Here is a 15,970-nt window from a genome sequence, read left to right as displayed (position 1 = left end):
ATGATGACGGCCGTTGACCGGTCCGTTCCCCCCGCGGACCCTGACCGCGCCGATCCGCACACCTCGCGCCCCCGCTCCCCGCGCACGATGATGTTGGAGCATCACACATGATCGAATCCCGGCCCTCGCTCCCCGCTTCCCTCGACGACGTCGACGGCTGGTTCCCCAAGGTCGACCAGCGGCTGTTCACCTGGTTCCTGGAGCGCCAGGAACGCCTCGAACAGGCAGGCGACCTGGTGGAACTCGGTTCCTACCTGGGCAAGAGCGCCATCCTCGTCGGCCGCCACCTGCGCGACGGCGAGACGTTCACCGTGTGCGACCTGTTCGACTCGCAGGCGCCCGACGACTCCAACCAGGCCGAGATGGAGGGGTCCTACGCCACGCTGACCCGGACCGCGTTCGAGGCCAACTACCGCGCCTTCCACGAGGACCTCCCGCGGATCGTCCAGGCCCCCACCTCGGTGATCCTCGACCACGTCCAGCCGGAGAGCTGCCGGTTCGTGCACGTGGACGCCTCCCACCTGTACGAGCACGTGCGCGGCGACATCCAGGCCGCGCACGTCATGCTGCCCGTCGAGGGCGTCCTCGTCTGCGACGACTACCGCTCCGAGCACACCCCGGGCGTCTCCGCCGCCGTCTGGGAGGCGGTGGCCGCCGACGGCCTGCGCGCGGTCTGCGTCACCCCGCAGAAGTTCTACGGGACGTGGGGCGACCCGAAGCCCGTCCAGGACGACCTGCTGGAGTGGCTCGGCGAGCAGGACGACCTGTGGCACGAGACGCAGGAGGTCGCCGGGCGGCGGCTCGTGCGCGTCAAGGCCAAGCCCGCCCCGAAGCCGAAGAAGAACCAGGTGCGCGAGCTCAAGGAGCGCCTGGCCCGCATCGAGGACCAGCGGGCCCGCGCGGAGCGCGAGCTCGACTCGGTCCGCAACTCGGTCAGCTTCAAGGTCGGCCGGGCCGCCACCGCGCTGCCCCGGGCGATGCGCCGCAAGCGCCCCTCCGGGCGCTAGCCTTCCGGCGCCAGTCGTCGAGCGCGGCCGTCCGGCGCTAGCCGTCGAGCGCGGCGAGGGCGGACTCGATCGTGCGGTGGAAGGTCGGATAGGCGTAGATCATCTCGCGGAGGGCGGCGGTGGGGGCCTCGGTGTGCACGGCGACGGCGAGCGCGCCGAGGATCTCCCCTCCGGCCGGGCCCACCGCGGTGGCGCCGACCAGGATCCCCCACTCGGTGCTCTCCACCAGCTTGACGAACCCGTCGTTGCCCGTCTTGTGGATCCAGCCGCGCGTCGACTCGGGGATCTGGGCGGTCCCGGTGCGGACCGGCAGGTTCTGGTCGCGGGCCTGCGCCTCGGTGAGGCCCACCGCGGCGATCTCCGGGTCGGTGAACGTCACGCGCGGGACGGCCCGGTAGGCGGCCTGCGGGCCCTCCTCGCCGAGGATGTCGCGGACGGCGACGGACGCCTGGTACATCGACACGTGCGTGAACGCGCCCTTGCCGGTGATGTCGCCGATCGCCCAGACGCCGTCGGCGGCGCGCATGCGGCCGTCCACGTCGAGGTGCCGCGCGTCCTCGTCCAGGCCGACGGCGTCCAGGCCGAGGCCCTTGAGGTTGGGGCGGCGGCCGGCCGCGACGAGCAGCCGGTCGGCGGTCAGGGTCTCCTCGCCGAGGTGGAGGTGGAACTCGCCGCCGGCATAGGACGCGCCGGTGACCTTCGCGCCCGTCCGCACGCCGATGCCCTCGCGCTCGAAGACCGTGCGCAGCAGCTCGCTCGCCTCCGGCTCCTCGTTCAGCAGCAGCCGGTCGGACGCCTCCACGACCGTCACCCGGCTGTCGAAGCGGGAGAAGACCTGCGCCATCTCCACGCCGACGACGCCGCCGCCCAGCACCAGCAACGATTCCGGCACCTCGGTGGCCTGCACGGCCTCCCGGTTCGTCCAGAACGGGACGTCGGCGAGGCCGTCGATCGGCGGGGCGGTTGGCGAGGTGCCGGTGTTGATCAGGATGCCGCGGCGGGCCTGGAACACCCGGTCCCCGACGGTCACCTCGCGCGGCGCGGTGATACGTCCCTCGCCGCGCACGAGCTGCGCGCCCCTTCCGGTGAGCCGGTCGGCGGCGGCCGCGTCGTTCCACGAGTCGGTCGCCTCGTCGCAGATCCGGGCGGCGACCGGGGCCCAGTCCGGCCGGATGATCGAGTCGCCGGCCATCCCGGGTATGCGGGTGCCGTCGGCGAGCAGGCCCGCGGCGCGCACCATCATCTTCGTCGGGACGCACGCGTAGTACGGGCACTCCCCGCCCACCAGCCGGGATTCCACGGCCGCCACGGACAGGCCCGCCTCGGCCAGCCTGCCCGCCGCGTCCTCCCCGCCGGGCCCGAGACCGATCACGACGACATCGACTTCTTCAGCCATGTCCGGTGTTCTGCCCCGTTGCGGCGCCGTGTCACTGTGGCGGACGAGGTTTCGCGGACCGCCGGGACGGCAGCGGGATCCGGTCCAGATCGTGGACCAGCGAGACCCCGCCGCCGAACACCGCGGCGGCCTCGTCGCGGAAGCGGTGCTCGTCCTCGACGCGGTACCGCTCGGAGAAGTGCGTCAGGACCAGGTGCCGCACGCCGCCCTCCTTCGCGACCCGGCCCGCCTGCCCCGCCGTGAGGTGCCCGTACTCGGCGGCCAGCGCGGCGTCCTGGTCCAGGAACGTCGACTCGATGACCAGCATGTCGACGCCGTCCGCCAGTTCCCCGACGCCGTCGCAGAGCCGGGTGTCCATCACGAACGCGACCTTCTGCCCCGGACGCGGCATGCTGCACTCCTCCAGCGTCACCGTGCGGCCGCCGGGCGCCGTCACGCGGCCGCGCTCCTGCAGTTCGCGCACCAGCGGGCCGCGCACGCCCCGCTCGGCGAGACGGTCGGGCAGCATCGTCACCCCGTCCGGCTCCTCCAGCCGGTACCCGTACGCCTCCACCGGATGCGACAACCGCCGCGCGACCAGCGAGAACGGCGCCTCGCCGGTGTCGAGGGCCGCCCGCTCCCCCGCCACCGGGCGTTCGCGGATGACCTCGGTGTCCCGGAACGCCGACGCGTGCCGCAGCCGCTCCCAGTACGGCAGGCCGCTGGCCGGGAACACCGCGTCGACCGGGTGCTCCACCCCGTCGCGCGCGATCCGCTGCACGATCCCGGGGACGCCGAGGCAGTGGTCGCCGTGGAAGTGCGTCACGCAGATCCACGTCACGTCGTTCGCGGAGACCCCGGCGCGCGCCATCTGCCGCTGCGTCCCCTCACCGGGGTCGAACAGCAGCCCGTGGCCGTCCCAGCGCAGCAGATAGCCGTTGTGGTTGCGGGCCTTGGTGGGCACCGCGCTGGCGGAGCCGAGGACGATCAGATCGCGGACCGACATCCCTCCATGGTGCCGGGTGAAGAGCGTTGCAAGCGCTTGGTTATTCTGGCCGCGTCCTGGACCGATGCGAGCAGAGGAGAGCCGCGTGGCCGCAAGCAAGCGCGACAGGATCAAGATGACCCCGGACGAGGTCGACGCCTACCTCGCCGCCAACTTCAAGGTCCAGGTCGCCACCGTCGGCAAGGACGGCGAGCCCCACCTGGTCACCATGTTCTACGCGCTCCTCGACGGCAAGATCGCGTTCACCACGTACCACTCGTCGCAGAAGGTCGTGAACCTGCGCCGCAACCCCACGATGACCTGCCTCGTCGAGGACGGCGTCGAGTACAACGAACTGCGCGGCGTCGCCCTCTACGGCCGCGGCCTCGTCATCGAGGACCGCGACGAACTGCACAAGGTCGGCTACGTCGTCGGCTCCCGGATGGCGGGCCTGCCCGTCCCGAAGATCGGCGAACCCATCGACCCCGGCATGGCCGCCGGCATCGAACAGGCGATGTCCAAGCGCGTCCTCATCGTCATGGACCCCGACACCATCGTCAGCTGGGACCACAGGAAGTCTTAGGCACCGCCCCTGGCGGTTGGGTGGGTCAGGGGTTGAGGTTGTTGCGGCGGTGCTCTAGTTGGTCGGCTTTGCGGGTGGGGACCTCTTGGTAGAGGGCGATCGCGCGGTCCAGGGCGGCGCTCTCGGCTGCGGTGTCTCCGCGCTGATGGGCTGCGTCGGCTATGTGCACGAAGGCGTCGCCCTCCTGCTCCGCGGACTCCTCCCCCCGGACGATCTCCAGCGCCTGCCCGAAGAAGTTGGTCGCGGCGACCGGACGGCCCGCCCGCAGGTACGCCTCGCCGAGAGTGGTCAGGGCGCGGGCCCGGTCGTGGTCGTCGGAGAGCGCGGCGAACTCGTCGGGAAGCGGGCCCAGCAGTTCGATGGCGCGGTCGAGAGCGCCGGTCTCCACCAGCGCGCGGGCCAGGTTGTGGCGGGCCAGCAGGACCGTGCGGCGGTCACCGTTCCGCTCGGCCAGCCGCAGCCCCTCCTCGAGCGCCTCGGCGGCCTCCGTCCAGCGTTCGCGGTGCAGCAGCGCCAGGCCCTCAACCTCAAGGTCGGCCTCGCCGGAGGCGGCGCCAGCGAGGTAGTGGTCCAGGACGCGGTGCAACGCGGCCTCCCGCTCCTGCTCGGTCTCCTCCCGGACGGCCAGTTCGCGCGCGTAGTCGCCGACGGCGCCGGGCAGCCGGTACCGGCCGCCGCCCGCGTCGGCGACCAGGCCGTGCTCGGCGAGCGTCCCGAGCAGTTCGCGGGCGGCGCCCTCCGGGATCTCGGCGAGGACGGCCGCCGCGGCGGGACCGAAGTCGTCACCGGGCTGCAGGCCCAGCAGCCGGAGCAGCCGGGCGGCGTCCGGCGGGAGCGCCCGGTAGGAGTCCTCGAATTTCGCGCGCACGCCGGGGTCCTTCCCGGCGCGCGGCACCGCAACCGGCGGGCTCAGCGCTCGGCCAGCGGCTCCTGCGGCTCCGCCTCGCGGAGCGGAGCGGACGGCATCGCGGGGACTCCGAGGTCGCGGTGGCTCAGCCGGTAGGCGCGCACGTCCCACAGCGCCAGCGCGGCCACCACGACCGTCGCGCAGATGTGCAGCGTCAGCGGGGTCAGCGCGAAGGAGATCGCGGCCAGCCCGGCGAGGGCGAGCAGCACCGTGAGGCGGGCCCGGGTGAACTCGCCGAACACGGCCCGCTTGAACAGCGCGTGCCCGAAGACGAACAGGGCCGGGCCGCCGGCCGCGACGGCGGCGAAACCGGCCGTCATGTGGCCGCCGGGGTGCGCCATCACCAGTTCGTCGGCGACGGCGCCGACGATGATGCCCGCGACCATCACGATGTGGATGAAGGTGTAGGCGGACCGGCCGAGCCGCCCCGGGTCGGCGGACGAGGCGATCCGCTCGGCGGCCTTCTCGGCGGTGTGGTCGAAGTAGATCCACCACAGCGCGACCGCGCCGGCGAAGGCCGACACGAACCCGGCCGCGACCCCGGCCGTCGGCGTGTGCCCGCCCAGCGTCGCGCCCGTGACCAGCACCGACTCGCCCAGCGCGATGATGATGAACAGCTGGCAGCGCTCGGCCATGTGGCCGCCGTCGATCGTCCATTCGGCGGTGCTGGACCGGCCGAGCAGCGGCGTCGCGTACCCGTGCCACGGGGCCAGGTACTCCAGCGCGACGGCCAGCAGCCACAGCCCGGCGCGGGCGCCCGGGTCGTCCACCAGCGCGCCGCCGATCCACAGGGCGGCCGCCACCACCAGCCAGAACAGCACCCGCTGGAAGTTGCGGCCGAGCTCGTGGTTCCAGGTCGCGGCGACGACGAAGACCGTCCGGCCGACCTGGATGACCACGTAGGCGGCGGCGAACCACATCCCGTTGTGCCCGAACGCGCCGGGCAGCATCGCCGCCATGAACAGCCCGGCGATCATCACCCCGACCAGCATCAGCCGGATCGCCGGATGGTCGGGGTCGAACCAGTTGGTCGTCCAGCAGGTGTACATCCACGCCCACCAGACCGCCAGCAGGAGCAGCAGCGTCTCGGCTGCGCCGCGGGCGGTGAGGTGCTCCAGCAGCCGGTGCGACAGCTGGGTGACCGCGAAGACGAAGACCAGGTCGAAGAACAGCTCGAAGAAGGTGACCCGCGCCGCCCCGCCGCGCGGCCGCAGCAGGGCGGTGACCCTGGACGGCCGCGCGGCGGGGGCGGCGTGCTCGGGCTGCGCGTCGCTCATGGGGGGATGCCGGCCGGGCCCGGGCGCCGGGCTCAGGCCGAGCCGGAGGGCTCGTCGCCCGCCTTCTCGGCGGCCGCGGCGGCCCTGGCGGCCTGCGCCCGCTCCCACTCCTGCTGCTTCAGGTCGGCCTCCCGGGGCGCCTGGATCTTCTTCATCTGCTTGTTCATCGAGCGGACGAGGAACACCAGCGCGACCAGCAGCGCCAGGAAGACCCCGAAGCCGAGCAGGCCGGGGCTGACCGTGTCGTTGTTGAGCGGGATGGCCTTGTTCATCACGGCGGCGAGCGGAAGCACTAGAGACACACCTTCTCCCGGATGCCGGCGAACAGGTCGCCCTCCGGCACCTCGGTGTCGACCAGGGACCTGGCCAAATGGTAGTCCTCGGTCGGCCATGCCTCGCGCTGGACGTCCAGCGGGACGCGGAACCAGAACCCGTTCGGGTCGATCTGGGTCGCGTGCGCCAGCAGGGCGCGGTCGCGGGTCTCGAAGTACTCCGCGCACGGGACCCGCGTGGTGACCTCCCACTTCGCGCGCCTGTCCCGCTCCTCCTCGAACCGCTCGATCCACTCGTGGTACGGCGACTCGAGGCCCGCCTTCTCCATCGCGGTGTGCAGCGCGAGGATGCGGTCCTTGCTGAAGGTCATGTGGTAGTAGAGCTTGAGCGGCTGCCACGGCTCGCCCGCGTCCGGGTAGCGCTCGGGGTCTCCGGCGGCCTCGAACGCCTCCACCGACACCTCGTGGCACTTGACGTGGTCGGGGTGGGGGTAGCCGCCCTTCTCGTCGTAGGTCAGCATCACGTGCGGGCGGAACTCGCGGACGGCGCGCACCAGCGGCTCGCTCGCGGTCTCCAGCGGCTCCAGCGCGAAGCAGCCCTCGGGCAGCGGCGGCAGCGGGTCGCCCTCGGGGAAGCCGGAGTCGACGAAGCCGAGCCAGTGCTGGCGGACGCCGAGGATCTCGCGGGCCCGGGCCATCTCCGCCTCGCGCACCTTGCCGATGTCGGCCTTGACCTCCGGGCGGTCCATCGCCGGGTTCAGGATGTCGCCGCGCTCGCCGCCGGTGCAGGTGACGACCAGCACCTCCACGCCCTCGGCGACGTACCGGGCCATCGTGGCCGCGCCCTTGCTGGACTCGTCGTCGGGGTGGGCGTGCACCGCCATCAGGCGCAGCGGCCGCGCGCCCCCGTCCGGTCCGGCGCATGTCGTATCGTCGATGACCTCGGACACCTGGGGATCTCCCTCTCAGCAACGGATGCGTGGCGGCAGGGGGCACCCCGGTTCGAGGCGCCCGCGCCCACAGACGAGAATTGTCCCTGACAACGTCCCCACCCCGCACGGAGATTCCCCGCCATGACAACGAGCGTGTCGGAAGCAGCGGCGCCCCCCGGGCCACGGCGCGGCAGGCTCGGCCTGGTGGTCATCGGGATCGTGTGCGCGGTCGCCGCGGGCGGCTTCGGGTTCATCGCCGCGCACGTCGGGCAGACTCCCGGCATCGACGCGCAGCTGATCACCTACGACGCGGGGCCGGCCTCCATCGAGGTGAACTTCTCGATCGCCAAGCCGAAGGGGGACGTGGTGCACTGCACGTTGACGGCCTTCGACGAGAACATGGCCGCGATCGCGAAGAAGGACGTGACCGCGCCGGCCGGGACGTCGAGGGCGGCCCTGTCGGAGACGCTGCCGACGCCGGGCCGGGCGACCAGCGCCGACCTGCGGGACTGCCGCAAGGTCTGAGGGCCGTCCGGGGGGTAGACGCCCGGATCGTCCGTTCGGCGGGTGAAACCCGATTGGCCGGTTGCACACGCCGAGTTCAGGGAACCTTTACCCGCACACACCGGATAGGCTTGAGGTTTCACCCGGCCGCACTTCATGTCGATGTGGCGCCCGCCCGGGAGGGCCGGCGAGGATCGCAACATGTGGATGAGGAGTACCCGTGACCGAGACCCGCGCTGACAACGTCACCTGGCTGACCCAGGAGGCGTACGACCGGCTCAAGTCCGAGCTGGACCACCTGTCGGGCCCGGGCCGCATCGAGATCGCTCAGAAGATCGAGGCGGCGCGGGAGGAAGGGGACCTGCGCGAGAACGGCGGCTACCACGCGGCCAAGGAGGAGCAGGGCAAGATCGAGGGCCGGATCCTCCAGCTTCAGGGCATCCTGGAGAACGCGCGCGTGGGCGAGGCGCCGCGCACCGAGGGCGTCGTCGGTCCCGGCATGACCGTCACGGTCACCTTCGAGGGCGACGACGAGGAGGTCACGTTCCTGCTCGCCTCCCGCGAGGAGGTCGGCGCCCCCATAGACGTCTACTCGCCGAAGTCGCCGCTCGGCGCTGCGATCAACGGCAAGAAGGTCGGCGAGAAGGCCACCTACTCGCTGCCCAACGGGCGCAGCATGACCGTCGAGATCCTCGACGCGACCCCCTACGGCGGCTGAAAGTATTCATTGCATTGCCCTCGGCGGTCGGGCCCTGGGGGCCTCGCTGCGCGATCGCAACGCTGAGGCAGTCGTCCGGCCGGGTTCAAGAATCGCGTTGCCCTAGGTGTTCTCGGGAGCCGGATCGCGCTCCCGAGGACACCTTTCGCACGAGGGGGAGGGTGCGGTAGGGGATCTGGGTGGCGAGGGAGATCACCGAGGAGGCGCGCTCGACGCCCGCCACGTCCACGAGCACGTCGATGACGCGCTGCAGGTCGGCGTTGCTGCGCGCGACGATGCGGCAGAGCATGTCGCCGGCGCCGGTGATGGTGTGCGCCTCGATCACCTCGGGCACCTGGGCCAGGCGGCGGGCGACGGGGTCGTGCCCGCCGGCCTGCCGCAGCTGCAGCGTGACGAACGCGGTGACGCCGTAGCCGAGCGCGGCCGGGTCGATCTCGGGGCCGAAGCCGGCGATGACGCCGTCGCGCGACAGCCGGTCCAGGCGGGCCTGGACGGTGCCGCGGGCGACGCCGAGGCGGCGGGACGCCTCCAGCACCCCGACGCGGGGCTCGGCGGTGAACATCTCGATCAGCCGGCCGTCCAGCTCGTCGATGGGCACGGGTCCTCCGTGTGGTCCTGGTCACGCTGTACAGAGCGACCGGTCGTCCGCTGCGAATACTGTACAGATTGTGCAGTGATTTCGACGACTCTTGCGCACCTTGTAGCCGCATGTCCAGATTAGTGGGCATGGATGAGTTTCCGGTCAAGGGCATGGACGCCGTCGTCTTCGCCGTCGGCAACGCCAAGCAGGCGGCGCACTACTACTCGACCGCCTTCGGGATGCGCCGGGTCGCCTACCGCGGCCCGGAGAACGGCAGCCCGGACGAGGCGGTGCACGTGCTGGAGTCGGGCGGCGCCCGGTTCGTGTTCCGCGGCCCGGTGAAGGCGGGCACCGCGATCGGCCGGCACATCGCCGAGCACGGCGACGGGGTCGTGGACCTGGCGATCGAGGTGCCGGACGTCGAGCACGCCTACCGGCACGCGCTCGCCAGGGGCGCGACGGGCGTCGAGGAGCCGCACGTCCTGGAGGACGAGCACGGCAAGGTGACGATCGCGGCGATCGCCACCTACGGCGAGACGCGGCACTCGCTGGTCGACCGCTCCAACTACAGCGGCCCGTACCTGCCGGGCTTCGAGGCCGCCGACCCGATCGTCGAGCCGCAGGACAAGCGGTTCTTCCAGGCGATCGACCACTGCGTCGGCAACGTCGAGCGCATGGACGAGTGGGCCGAGTTCTACCACCGCGTCATGGGCTTCACCGACATGGCCGAGTTCGTCGGCGACGACATCGCGACGGAGTACTCGGCGCTGATGTCGAAGGTCGTCGCGGACGGCACCCGGAAGGTGAAGTTCCCGCTGAACGAGCCGGCCGAGAGCAGGCGCAAGTCGCAGATCGACGAGTACCTGGAGTTCTACGGCGGGCCGGGCGTGCAGCACATCGCGCTGGCCACCAACGACATCCTGGCCTCGGTGGACCGGATGCGCGCGGCCGGCGTGGAGTTCCTGGACAGCCCCGACTCCTACTACGAGGACGCCGAGCTGCGCGAGCGCATCGGGCAGGTGCGGGTGCCGATCGAGGAGCTGCAGAAGCGCCGCATCCTGGTCGACCGGGACGAGGACGGCTACCTGCTGCAGATCTTCACCAAGCCGGTGCAGGACCGTCCGACGGTGTTCTTCGAGCTGATCGAGCGGCACGGGTCGCTCGGTTTCGGCAAGGGCAACTTCAAGGCGCTGTTCGAGGCGATCGAGCGCGAGCAGGAGCGCCGCGGCAACCTGTGACGCTCCGCCGCGCCGCGCGGCTTGACCGGCCCGGGGACGGCGGTGTCCAGGGCCGGTCAGGGTCCGGGCGGGCGGACGGCGGCGCGGGCGGGCACACTGTGGCCCCATGACCGAACCGCCGCAGAACGCCGAGCCGCCCGAGGAACCCGGGGCGGCGCCGAGCCCGGAGCCGTCCGACCGGGGCTGGGCCTCGCCCGACGCGGCGTCCCCGCCGCCCGCGAAGGCGGCGGAGGGCGCCCGGCCGGACGTCCCCGCACCGGCGGAGCCGGCCGACGACCGGCCGCCGCCGTACCAGGGGGCGTACGGCGCGCCCGCCGGAGCGCGGCGGCCCGTGTTCGCGCCCCCGCCCGGCGCCACTCCCGCCCCCGGATACGGCCCGCCGCCCGGATCCGGCCAGGCCGGATATGGCCAGGCTCCCTACGGGCCGCAGGCGCCGTACGGGCAGGCTCCGCCCGCGCAAACACCGCCCGGCTACGGCCCCTACGGGCAGGGCGGTTACGCGCAGGGCGGTTACGGTCCTCCGCCTTTCGGTCCCGGGGAGGCGGACGCCCCGGCAGGCCGCGGGCTGCGGTTCGTGGCCGGGCTCCTCGACAACCTCATCGTCGGGATCTTCGGGCTGCCGGTCCTGCTGTTCTCCATCCGCTGGGACCGGCTGCGGGAGGCGGCCGACAGCGGGCGGCCGCTCGAGAACCCGCTGGACGCCTACAACCTCCACCGCTTGTTCGCAGGCTACGTCGTCGTGGTCCTGCTCGGCTTCGCCTACTACACGGTGCAGCACGCCAGATGGGGGCAGACGCTCGGCAAGCGCGCGGTCGGGATCCGGGTGGTGCGGGCCGGCGACCACACGGCCGCGGGCTGGGGGCAGATCGTCGTCCGGCAGGCGTTCATCTACCTCGGCGCGATCCTCACGACGGTGCTGAACCTCCTGGTGCCGTTCGGCGGCCTGTTCGGGCTCATCGTGATGCTCGACGACGCGTGGATCCTGTGGGACCGCGACCGGCAGGCCGTCCACGACATGGTGGCGGGGACGGTCGTGGTGCGGGCACCGGCGTGGGCGCCCGATCCGTACGCCCGTACCTGATTCCGGCGTCCGGAGCAACCCTCGATCATCCTCGCGGTAAACAATCCGGCGCCCGCGGCGGCGGCGAGGTTTGGACGGACGCGGCGCGGCGAACCTCTCAGGCATGACGCAACCGCCCAATGACCCCCCGTCCGGGGACCAGCCGGAGAACCGGCCCCACGGCCAGCAGCCCGGACCCTATGGCGGTCCGCCGTACGGCGGGCAGCAACCGTACGGCGAGCAGCCGGGACAAGGCCAACCCGGATACGGCCAACCCGGTTACGGTCAGTCCGGTTACGACCAGCCCGGCTACGGCGAGCAGCAGCAGTACGGACAGCAATACGGGCAGCAGTACGGCGAGCAGCCGGGGTACGGCCAGCAGCCCGGCTACGGCGACCCCGCGGGAGGGCTGCCCAGGTACCAGGGCGGCCAGGGCGATTACGCCGACCCGGCCGCCGGGCTGGCGAGCCGCTGGGCGCGCCTCGGCGCCGCCATCATCGACGGCATCCTCATCGGGATCGTCGTCGCGCTGATCTCGCTGCCGTTCGTCAACTGGGGCAACGTGTTCCACAACAACGGCTCCATGTACGACGGCGCCCGCGTCGGCACCAACGCGATCAGCGTGGTGCTGAGCTTCGTCTACTTCTGGCTGATGACGGCCAAGTGGGGCCAGACGCTCGGCAAGAAGCTGCTGAAGATCCGGGTCGTCCGGCAGGAGGACGGCCTGGCGGTCACGACCGGGCAGGCGGCGGGCCGGGCGGCGTTCTACACCGTCCTCGGCGGCATCTGCGGCTGCATCGGGCTCATCGACGTGCTGTGGATCCTGTGGGACCCGCGCAAGCAGGCGCTGCACGACAAGGTCGCGCGGACGGTCGTCGTCCAGGCGGCCCCGCACCTGCCCGACCCGTACACCCACCGCTGAGGACGTACCGCAGGACGTACCGCGGGACGTACCGGAGTTGCCCGGCACGGCCCGGCACGGGCAGGCTGGGCGGCGTGCATATGGCCGGATACTCCCCCAGTCCCCGCCGCGGGCCGGGCCGCGCGCTCCGCGGCGCCGCCGGGCTGGCCGCGCTCGCCGTCGCGGGCTCGCTGACCGCCTGCCACGTCACGATCGGCGGCGACGACGGCTCGGAGTCCGGGCAGTCGCCGGCCGGGTCCGCCGCCGCGGGCCCGGCCGGGCCGACGACCGCCGGCGACCCGTACGTCCCCGGCGACGGGAACGGCGGCTACGACGTGCAGAACTACCACCTGAAGCTGAACATCACCCCGGACGCCTCCACCCAGCTGGACGCCACGGCGACGATCACCGCGACGGCCGGGGAGCAGCTCGGCCGCTTCAACCTGGACCTGACCGGGCTGACCGTGTCGTCCATCACCGTGAACGGCAAGCCCGCGCGGCAGCAGCGGGCCGGCAGCGAGCTCGAGGTCACTCCGGCCAAGGAGCTGCCCAAGGGCGCGAAGTTCACCACGGTCGTCAAGTACTCCGGGACGCCGCACACCATCTCCGACCCGATCCTCGGCACCTACGGGTGGGTCCGCACGTCCGACGGGGTGTTCGTCGCCTGCGAGCCGAGCGGCGCGCACACCTGGTTCCCGGCCAACGACCATCCGAGCGACAAGGCCACGTTCGACTTCGAGGTCACGGTGCCGCAGGGGCTGACGGCGATCGCCAACGGCGAGCCGACGACGCCCGTCACGGGCTCGGAGGGCGGCGGCGCCCCCGGCCTGCCCGGCCTGCCCGGCGGGCCCGGCGGGGGCCCGCCCGGCGGCGGAGCGCCGAACGGCGGCGGCCCGTCGGTCGTCCCGGCCGCCGACCACCGCGCGGCGACCACCACGACCTGGCACGTCAAGGAGCCGATGGCGACCTACCTCGCGACGGTCGACGTCGGCCGGTTCGCGGTCCGGACGGGCAAGACCGCGAACGGCGTCCCGGTCATCACCGCGGTCGACCCGAGCGTGCCGGGCGTGAACGTGGACGCGTTCGCCAAGCTGAACGCCGACGTCATCGACCAGTGGTCCAAGCTGTTCGGCCCGTACCCGTTCGACTCGGCCGGCGGGCTGATCGACAACGCGCAGGTCGACTTCGCGCTGGAGACCCAGACCCGCCCGGTGTACGGGGCGTTCGGGCTCCAGCCGACGGTCGTGGCGCACGAGCTGTCGCACCAGTGGTTCGGCGACAGCGTGAGCGTCGGCCGCTGGCAGGACATCTGGCTGAACGAGGGCTTCGCGACGTACGCGGAGTGGCTGTGGGGCGAGAAGTCCGGCGGGCCGAGCGTCAAGGAGCAGTTCGAGGAGCGGTACCGCGACGCGTCGGCCGGCGAGCTGTGGAACGTCCCGCCGGGCAACCCGGGCCGCCGCCAGATGTTCGGGCGCTCGGTGTACGACCGGGGCGGCATGACGCTGGTCGCGCTGCGCGACCGGATCGGCGAGGACGCCTTCTACCGGCTGCTCCAGACCTGGACCAAGGACCGCAAGTACTCCACCGGGACGACGAAGCAGTTCATCGCGACGGCCGACCGGGTCTCCGGCAAGAGCCTGGACGCCTTCTTCGACGCCTGGCTGTACAAGAAGGGCCGCCCGGCACGGTGAAGGAACGGTAAGGGTCTCGGAAAGACCGGCCGGTCCTCCCGCCCGGCCGGGCGCCCGTACGGCACCGTCCAGCAGTGAACGGACCTTCCGGACCGCCCGCCGTACGGGCGGTCCGGGGCCGGGTCGTCGCGCCGGAGCGGCGGGCGGCGGCGCCTTGTCCACAGCCCGCTCCGCCGGCCCCCGTTCCGGTTCCGCCGCGAAATCCGTGCCCGGGCGACGAATTCGAGATGGAAACGCGCTTGAACACCGCCGCGGCACAGGAAATTCTTGATCCACTTGTGTCGTCTCACTCGAGGACGAGGTCGATGAGCAGATCCCCCAGAGCTCTGGCGGCCGTGGCGCTCGGCGCCGCGGCGGGCCTCCTGGTGTCGGTGGCGGCCCCCGCCGGCGCGGACGCCGTACGGTTCACCCCGGGCTCTCCCGGCGCGGGCGACCCCTATTTCCCGGACATGGGCAACGGCGGCTACGACGTCGCCCACTACGACATCGCGCTGCGCTACGACCCGAAGTCGAAGGCGATCCAGGCCGTCACCACGGTCACCGCGCGGGCCACGCAGGACCTGTCGCGGTTCGACCTGGACTTCCAGGGCCCGTTGAAGATCTCGTCGCTGACCGTGGACGGGCACCCGGCGTCCTATAAGCGGACCGGGACGCAGGAGCTGGTGATCACGCCGCGGAAGGGGCTGCGCGAGCACCGCCGCTTCCAGGTCCGGGCCGTGTACTCCGGCGTCCCGCAGACGATCAACGACCCGGCGCTGGGCGTCTCCGGGTGGATCCCGACGGCCGACGGCGGGATCATGCTGAACCAGCCGATCGGCGCCGCCACCGTCTACCCGGTGAACGACCACCCGACCGACAAGGCGACGTACTCCTTCACCCTCACCGCGCCGAAGGACCTCACCACGCTGGCCAACGGCGACCTGACCCGCAGGCGCACCACCGGCGGGCTCACCACCACCCGCTGGGAGGTGCGCGACCCGATGGCCAGCGAGCTGGCCATGGTCGCGTTCGGCAAGTACGACGTGGTCAACGGGCGCACCAAGGGCGGCGTCCCCAACCTGACCGCGACCGACCGTGCGATGGGCATCTCCGCTGCGGACGCCAAGAAGTTCAACCAGCAGACCGCGCAGGTCGTGGACTTCGAGTCCGGGATCTACGGCCGCTACCCGTTCACCTCCACCGGCGGCATCACGGTGAAGGCGGGCGTCGGGTACGCGCTGGAGACCCAGGGCCGCCCGGTGTACGACCTCGGCCGCCACCCGGGCGCGATCCCGAGCGGCGACCTGCTCGCGCACGAGCTCGGCCACCAGTGGTTCGGCGACGCGGTGTCGCCCAAGCGCTGGGCCGACATCTGGCTCAACGAGGGCTTCGCGACGTACTCCGAGTGGCTGTACTACGAGAAGTTCACCGGCAAGCCCGTCCAGGAGAGCTTCAACGCCGACTACGCCACGCCCGCGAGCGACGACCTGTGGAAGGGCAAGGTCGCCGACCCGGGCCGCGACCACATCTTCGACGGCCTGGTCTACGACCGCGGCGCGATGGCCATCCACGTCCTGCGCAAGACGATCGGCGACAAGGCGTTCTACAAGCTGCTGAAGGCGTGGCCCACCAGCCACCGCTACGGCAACGCCTCGACGAAGGAGTTCGTCGCGTTCGCCGAGAAGATCTCGCACAAGAACCTGGACGACTGGGCCGCCAAGTGGCTCTACTCCGAAGGCAAGCCCGCCCTCTGACGAGCGCAGCGGCGAGGGAGCGAAGCTCCCTCGCCGCAAGCCCGAACGACCACCCACGACATGGGCGTTGCGATCGCGAGCGAAGCCAGGTTCGAGCGGAGCGAGAACCTGATCGCGCAGCGAGCGCTAGCGAGTCGGAGCGATGCAGCGATCGCCGCATCGCCCGTTGAAGGAAGGCGCTCCAGCGCCTGACGCCGAGGGCGATGC

At 72.1% G+C, this 15,970-nt stretch carries 16 protein-coding genes; 9 read left to right on the top strand and 7 right to left on the bottom strand.

Annotation, left to right across the window (positions count from 1 at the left end):
* The first annotated feature begins 107 nt into the window (after positions 1-107).
* A complete protein-coding gene (locus QP089_RS15830) occupies positions 108-1,007 on the top strand; it encodes a class I SAM-dependent methyltransferase (protein ID WP_285912350.1) in 900 nt (299 codons plus the stop codon).
* 37 nt (positions 1,008-1,044) lie between these two features.
* Here the strand turns inward: QP089_RS15830 and QP089_RS15825 are convergent, their stop codons facing one another.
* Together QP089_RS15825 and QP089_RS15820 are read right to left on the bottom strand one after the other, a co-directional pair.
* Positions 1,045-2,403 carry a dihydrolipoyl dehydrogenase family protein gene (locus QP089_RS15825; RefSeq protein ID WP_285912349.1) on the bottom strand — a complete coding sequence of 453 codons (1,359 nt, stop codon included), beginning with the start codon at positions 2,401-2,403 and terminating at the stop codon, positions 1,045-1,047.
* A 31-nt stretch (positions 2,404-2,434) separates the two neighbouring features.
* A complete protein-coding gene (locus QP089_RS15820) occupies positions 2,435-3,388 on the bottom strand; it encodes a ribonuclease Z (RefSeq protein ID WP_285912348.1) in 954 nt (317 codons plus the stop codon).
* A gap of 85 nt (positions 3,389-3,473) precedes the next feature.
* On the opposite strand from QP089_RS15820, the gene QP089_RS15815 reads away from it, so the two are divergent.
* Positions 3,474-3,950, top strand: a complete 477-nt coding sequence (locus QP089_RS15815; protein ID WP_285912346.1) for a pyridoxamine 5'-phosphate oxidase family protein — start codon at positions 3,474-3,476, stop codon at positions 3,948-3,950.
* A gap of 25 nt (positions 3,951-3,975) precedes the next feature.
* Here QP089_RS15815 and QP089_RS15810 read toward each other — a convergent pair whose 3' ends face one another.
* The 4 genes from QP089_RS15810 to mca are packed head-to-tail and all read right to left on the bottom strand — an operon-like array spanning position 3,976 to position 7,290.
* On the bottom strand, positions 3,976-4,818 hold the full coding sequence (locus QP089_RS15810) for a tetratricopeptide repeat protein (protein ID WP_285912345.1): 843 nt from the start codon (positions 4,816-4,818) through the stop codon (positions 3,976-3,978).
* 41 nt (positions 4,819-4,859) lie between these two features.
* On the bottom strand, positions 4,860-6,134 hold the full coding sequence (locus tag QP089_RS15805) for a low temperature requirement protein A (protein ID WP_285912344.1): 1,275 nt from the start codon (positions 6,132-6,134) through the stop codon (positions 4,860-4,862).
* Between the two features lie 32 nt (positions 6,135-6,166).
* Positions 6,167-6,436 carry a hypothetical protein gene (locus QP089_RS15800; protein ID WP_285912343.1) on the bottom strand — a complete coding sequence of 90 codons (270 nt, stop codon included), beginning with the start codon at positions 6,434-6,436 and terminating at the stop codon, positions 6,167-6,169.
* Positions 6,427-7,290, bottom strand: coding sequence for a mycothiol conjugate amidase Mca (gene mca / locus QP089_RS15795; protein ID WP_285912402.1), 864 nt, complete (start codon positions 7,288-7,290; stop codon positions 6,427-6,429). The genes QP089_RS15800 and mca overlap by 10 nt, the downstream gene beginning before the upstream one ends.
* Positions 7,291-7,479: 189 nt before the next feature.
* Here mca and QP089_RS15790 point away from each other — a divergent pair, with 189 nt between their 5' ends.
* Both QP089_RS15790 and greA read left to right on the top strand, forming a co-directional pair.
* Positions 7,480-7,863, top strand: a complete 384-nt coding sequence (locus QP089_RS15790; RefSeq protein ID WP_285912342.1) for a DUF4307 domain-containing protein — start codon at positions 7,480-7,482, stop codon at positions 7,861-7,863.
* A 199-nt stretch (positions 7,864-8,062) separates the two neighbouring features.
* On the top strand, positions 8,063-8,560 hold the full coding sequence (greA, locus tag QP089_RS15785) for a transcription elongation factor GreA (protein WP_285912341.1): 498 nt from the start codon (positions 8,063-8,065) through the stop codon (positions 8,558-8,560).
* Positions 8,561-8,645: 85 nt separating this feature from the next.
* Here greA and QP089_RS15780 read toward each other — a convergent pair whose 3' ends face one another.
* The gene (locus QP089_RS15780) at positions 8,646-9,158 is read right to left on the bottom strand and encodes an Lrp/AsnC family transcriptional regulator (RefSeq protein WP_285912340.1); all 513 of its coding nucleotides are present in this window, start codon (positions 9,156-9,158) and stop codon (positions 8,646-8,648) included.
* Between the two features lie 128 nt (positions 9,159-9,286).
* On the opposite strand from QP089_RS15780, the gene hppD reads away from it, so the two are divergent.
* The 5 genes from hppD (at position 9,287) to QP089_RS15755 (ending at position 15,763) form a co-directional block, all read left to right on the top strand.
* A complete protein-coding gene (gene hppD / locus QP089_RS15775; protein WP_285912339.1) occupies positions 9,287-10,378 on the top strand; it encodes a 4-hydroxyphenylpyruvate dioxygenase in 1,092 nt (363 codons plus the stop codon).
* A 106-nt stretch (positions 10,379-10,484) separates the two neighbouring features.
* Positions 10,485-11,459, top strand: coding sequence for an RDD family protein (locus QP089_RS15770; RefSeq protein ID WP_285912338.1), 975 nt, complete (start codon positions 10,485-10,487; stop codon positions 11,457-11,459).
* A gap of 103 nt (positions 11,460-11,562) precedes the next feature.
* Positions 11,563-12,360 (top strand): RDD family protein, encoded by a 798-nt coding sequence (locus tag QP089_RS15765; protein ID WP_285912337.1) that lies wholly within the window; start codon positions 11,563-11,565, stop codon positions 12,358-12,360.
* A gap of 80 nt (positions 12,361-12,440) precedes the next feature.
* Positions 12,441-14,030 (top strand): M1 family metallopeptidase, encoded by a 1,590-nt coding sequence (locus QP089_RS15760; RefSeq protein WP_285912401.1) that lies wholly within the window; start codon positions 12,441-12,443, stop codon positions 14,028-14,030.
* A 305-nt stretch (positions 14,031-14,335) separates the two neighbouring features.
* A complete protein-coding gene (locus QP089_RS15755) occupies positions 14,336-15,763 on the top strand; it encodes a M1 family metallopeptidase (protein ID WP_285912336.1) in 1,428 nt (475 codons plus the stop codon).
* Positions 15,764-15,970 lie beyond the last annotated feature (207 nt).

This window comes from Actinomadura opuntiae (assembly GCF_030283205.1).
Lineage (GTDB): Bacteria > Actinomycetota > Actinomycetes > Streptosporangiales > Streptosporangiaceae > Spirillospora.
Note: the sequence above shows the minus strand (reverse complement) of the source record. Positions and strands in the feature narration are given on the sequence as shown.

Coding starts and splice junctions, on each gene's coding strand:
- QP089_RS15830 (WP_285912350.1), top strand. CDS start 108: ATGATCGAATCCCGGCCCTCGCTCCCCGCTTCCCTCGACGACGTCGAC.
- QP089_RS15825 (WP_285912349.1), bottom strand. CDS start 2,403: ATGGCTGAAGAAGTCGATGTCGTCGTGATCGGTCTCGGGCCCGGCGGG.
- QP089_RS15820 (WP_285912348.1), bottom strand. CDS start 3,388: ATGTCGGTCCGCGATCTGATCGTCCTCGGCTCCGCCAGCGCGGTGCCC.
- QP089_RS15805 (WP_285912344.1), bottom strand. CDS start 6,134: ATGAGCGACGCGCAGCCCGAGCACGCCGCCCCCGCCGCGCGGCCGTCC.
- mca (WP_285912402.1), bottom strand. CDS start 7,290: ATGGCGGTGCACGCCCACCCCGACGACGAGTCCAGCAAGGGCGCGGCC.
- QP089_RS15790 (WP_285912342.1), top strand. CDS start 7,480: ATGACAACGAGCGTGTCGGAAGCAGCGGCGCCCCCCGGGCCACGGCGC.
- hppD (WP_285912339.1), top strand. CDS start 9,287: ATGGATGAGTTTCCGGTCAAGGGCATGGACGCCGTCGTCTTCGCCGTC.
- QP089_RS15770 (WP_285912338.1), top strand. CDS start 10,485: ATGACCGAACCGCCGCAGAACGCCGAGCCGCCCGAGGAACCCGGGGCG.
- QP089_RS15765 (WP_285912337.1), top strand. CDS start 11,563: ATGACGCAACCGCCCAATGACCCCCCGTCCGGGGACCAGCCGGAGAAC.
- QP089_RS15760 (WP_285912401.1), top strand. CDS start 12,441: ATGGCCGGATACTCCCCCAGTCCCCGCCGCGGGCCGGGCCGCGCGCTC.
- QP089_RS15755 (WP_285912336.1), top strand. CDS start 14,336: ATGAGCAGATCCCCCAGAGCTCTGGCGGCCGTGGCGCTCGGCGCCGCG.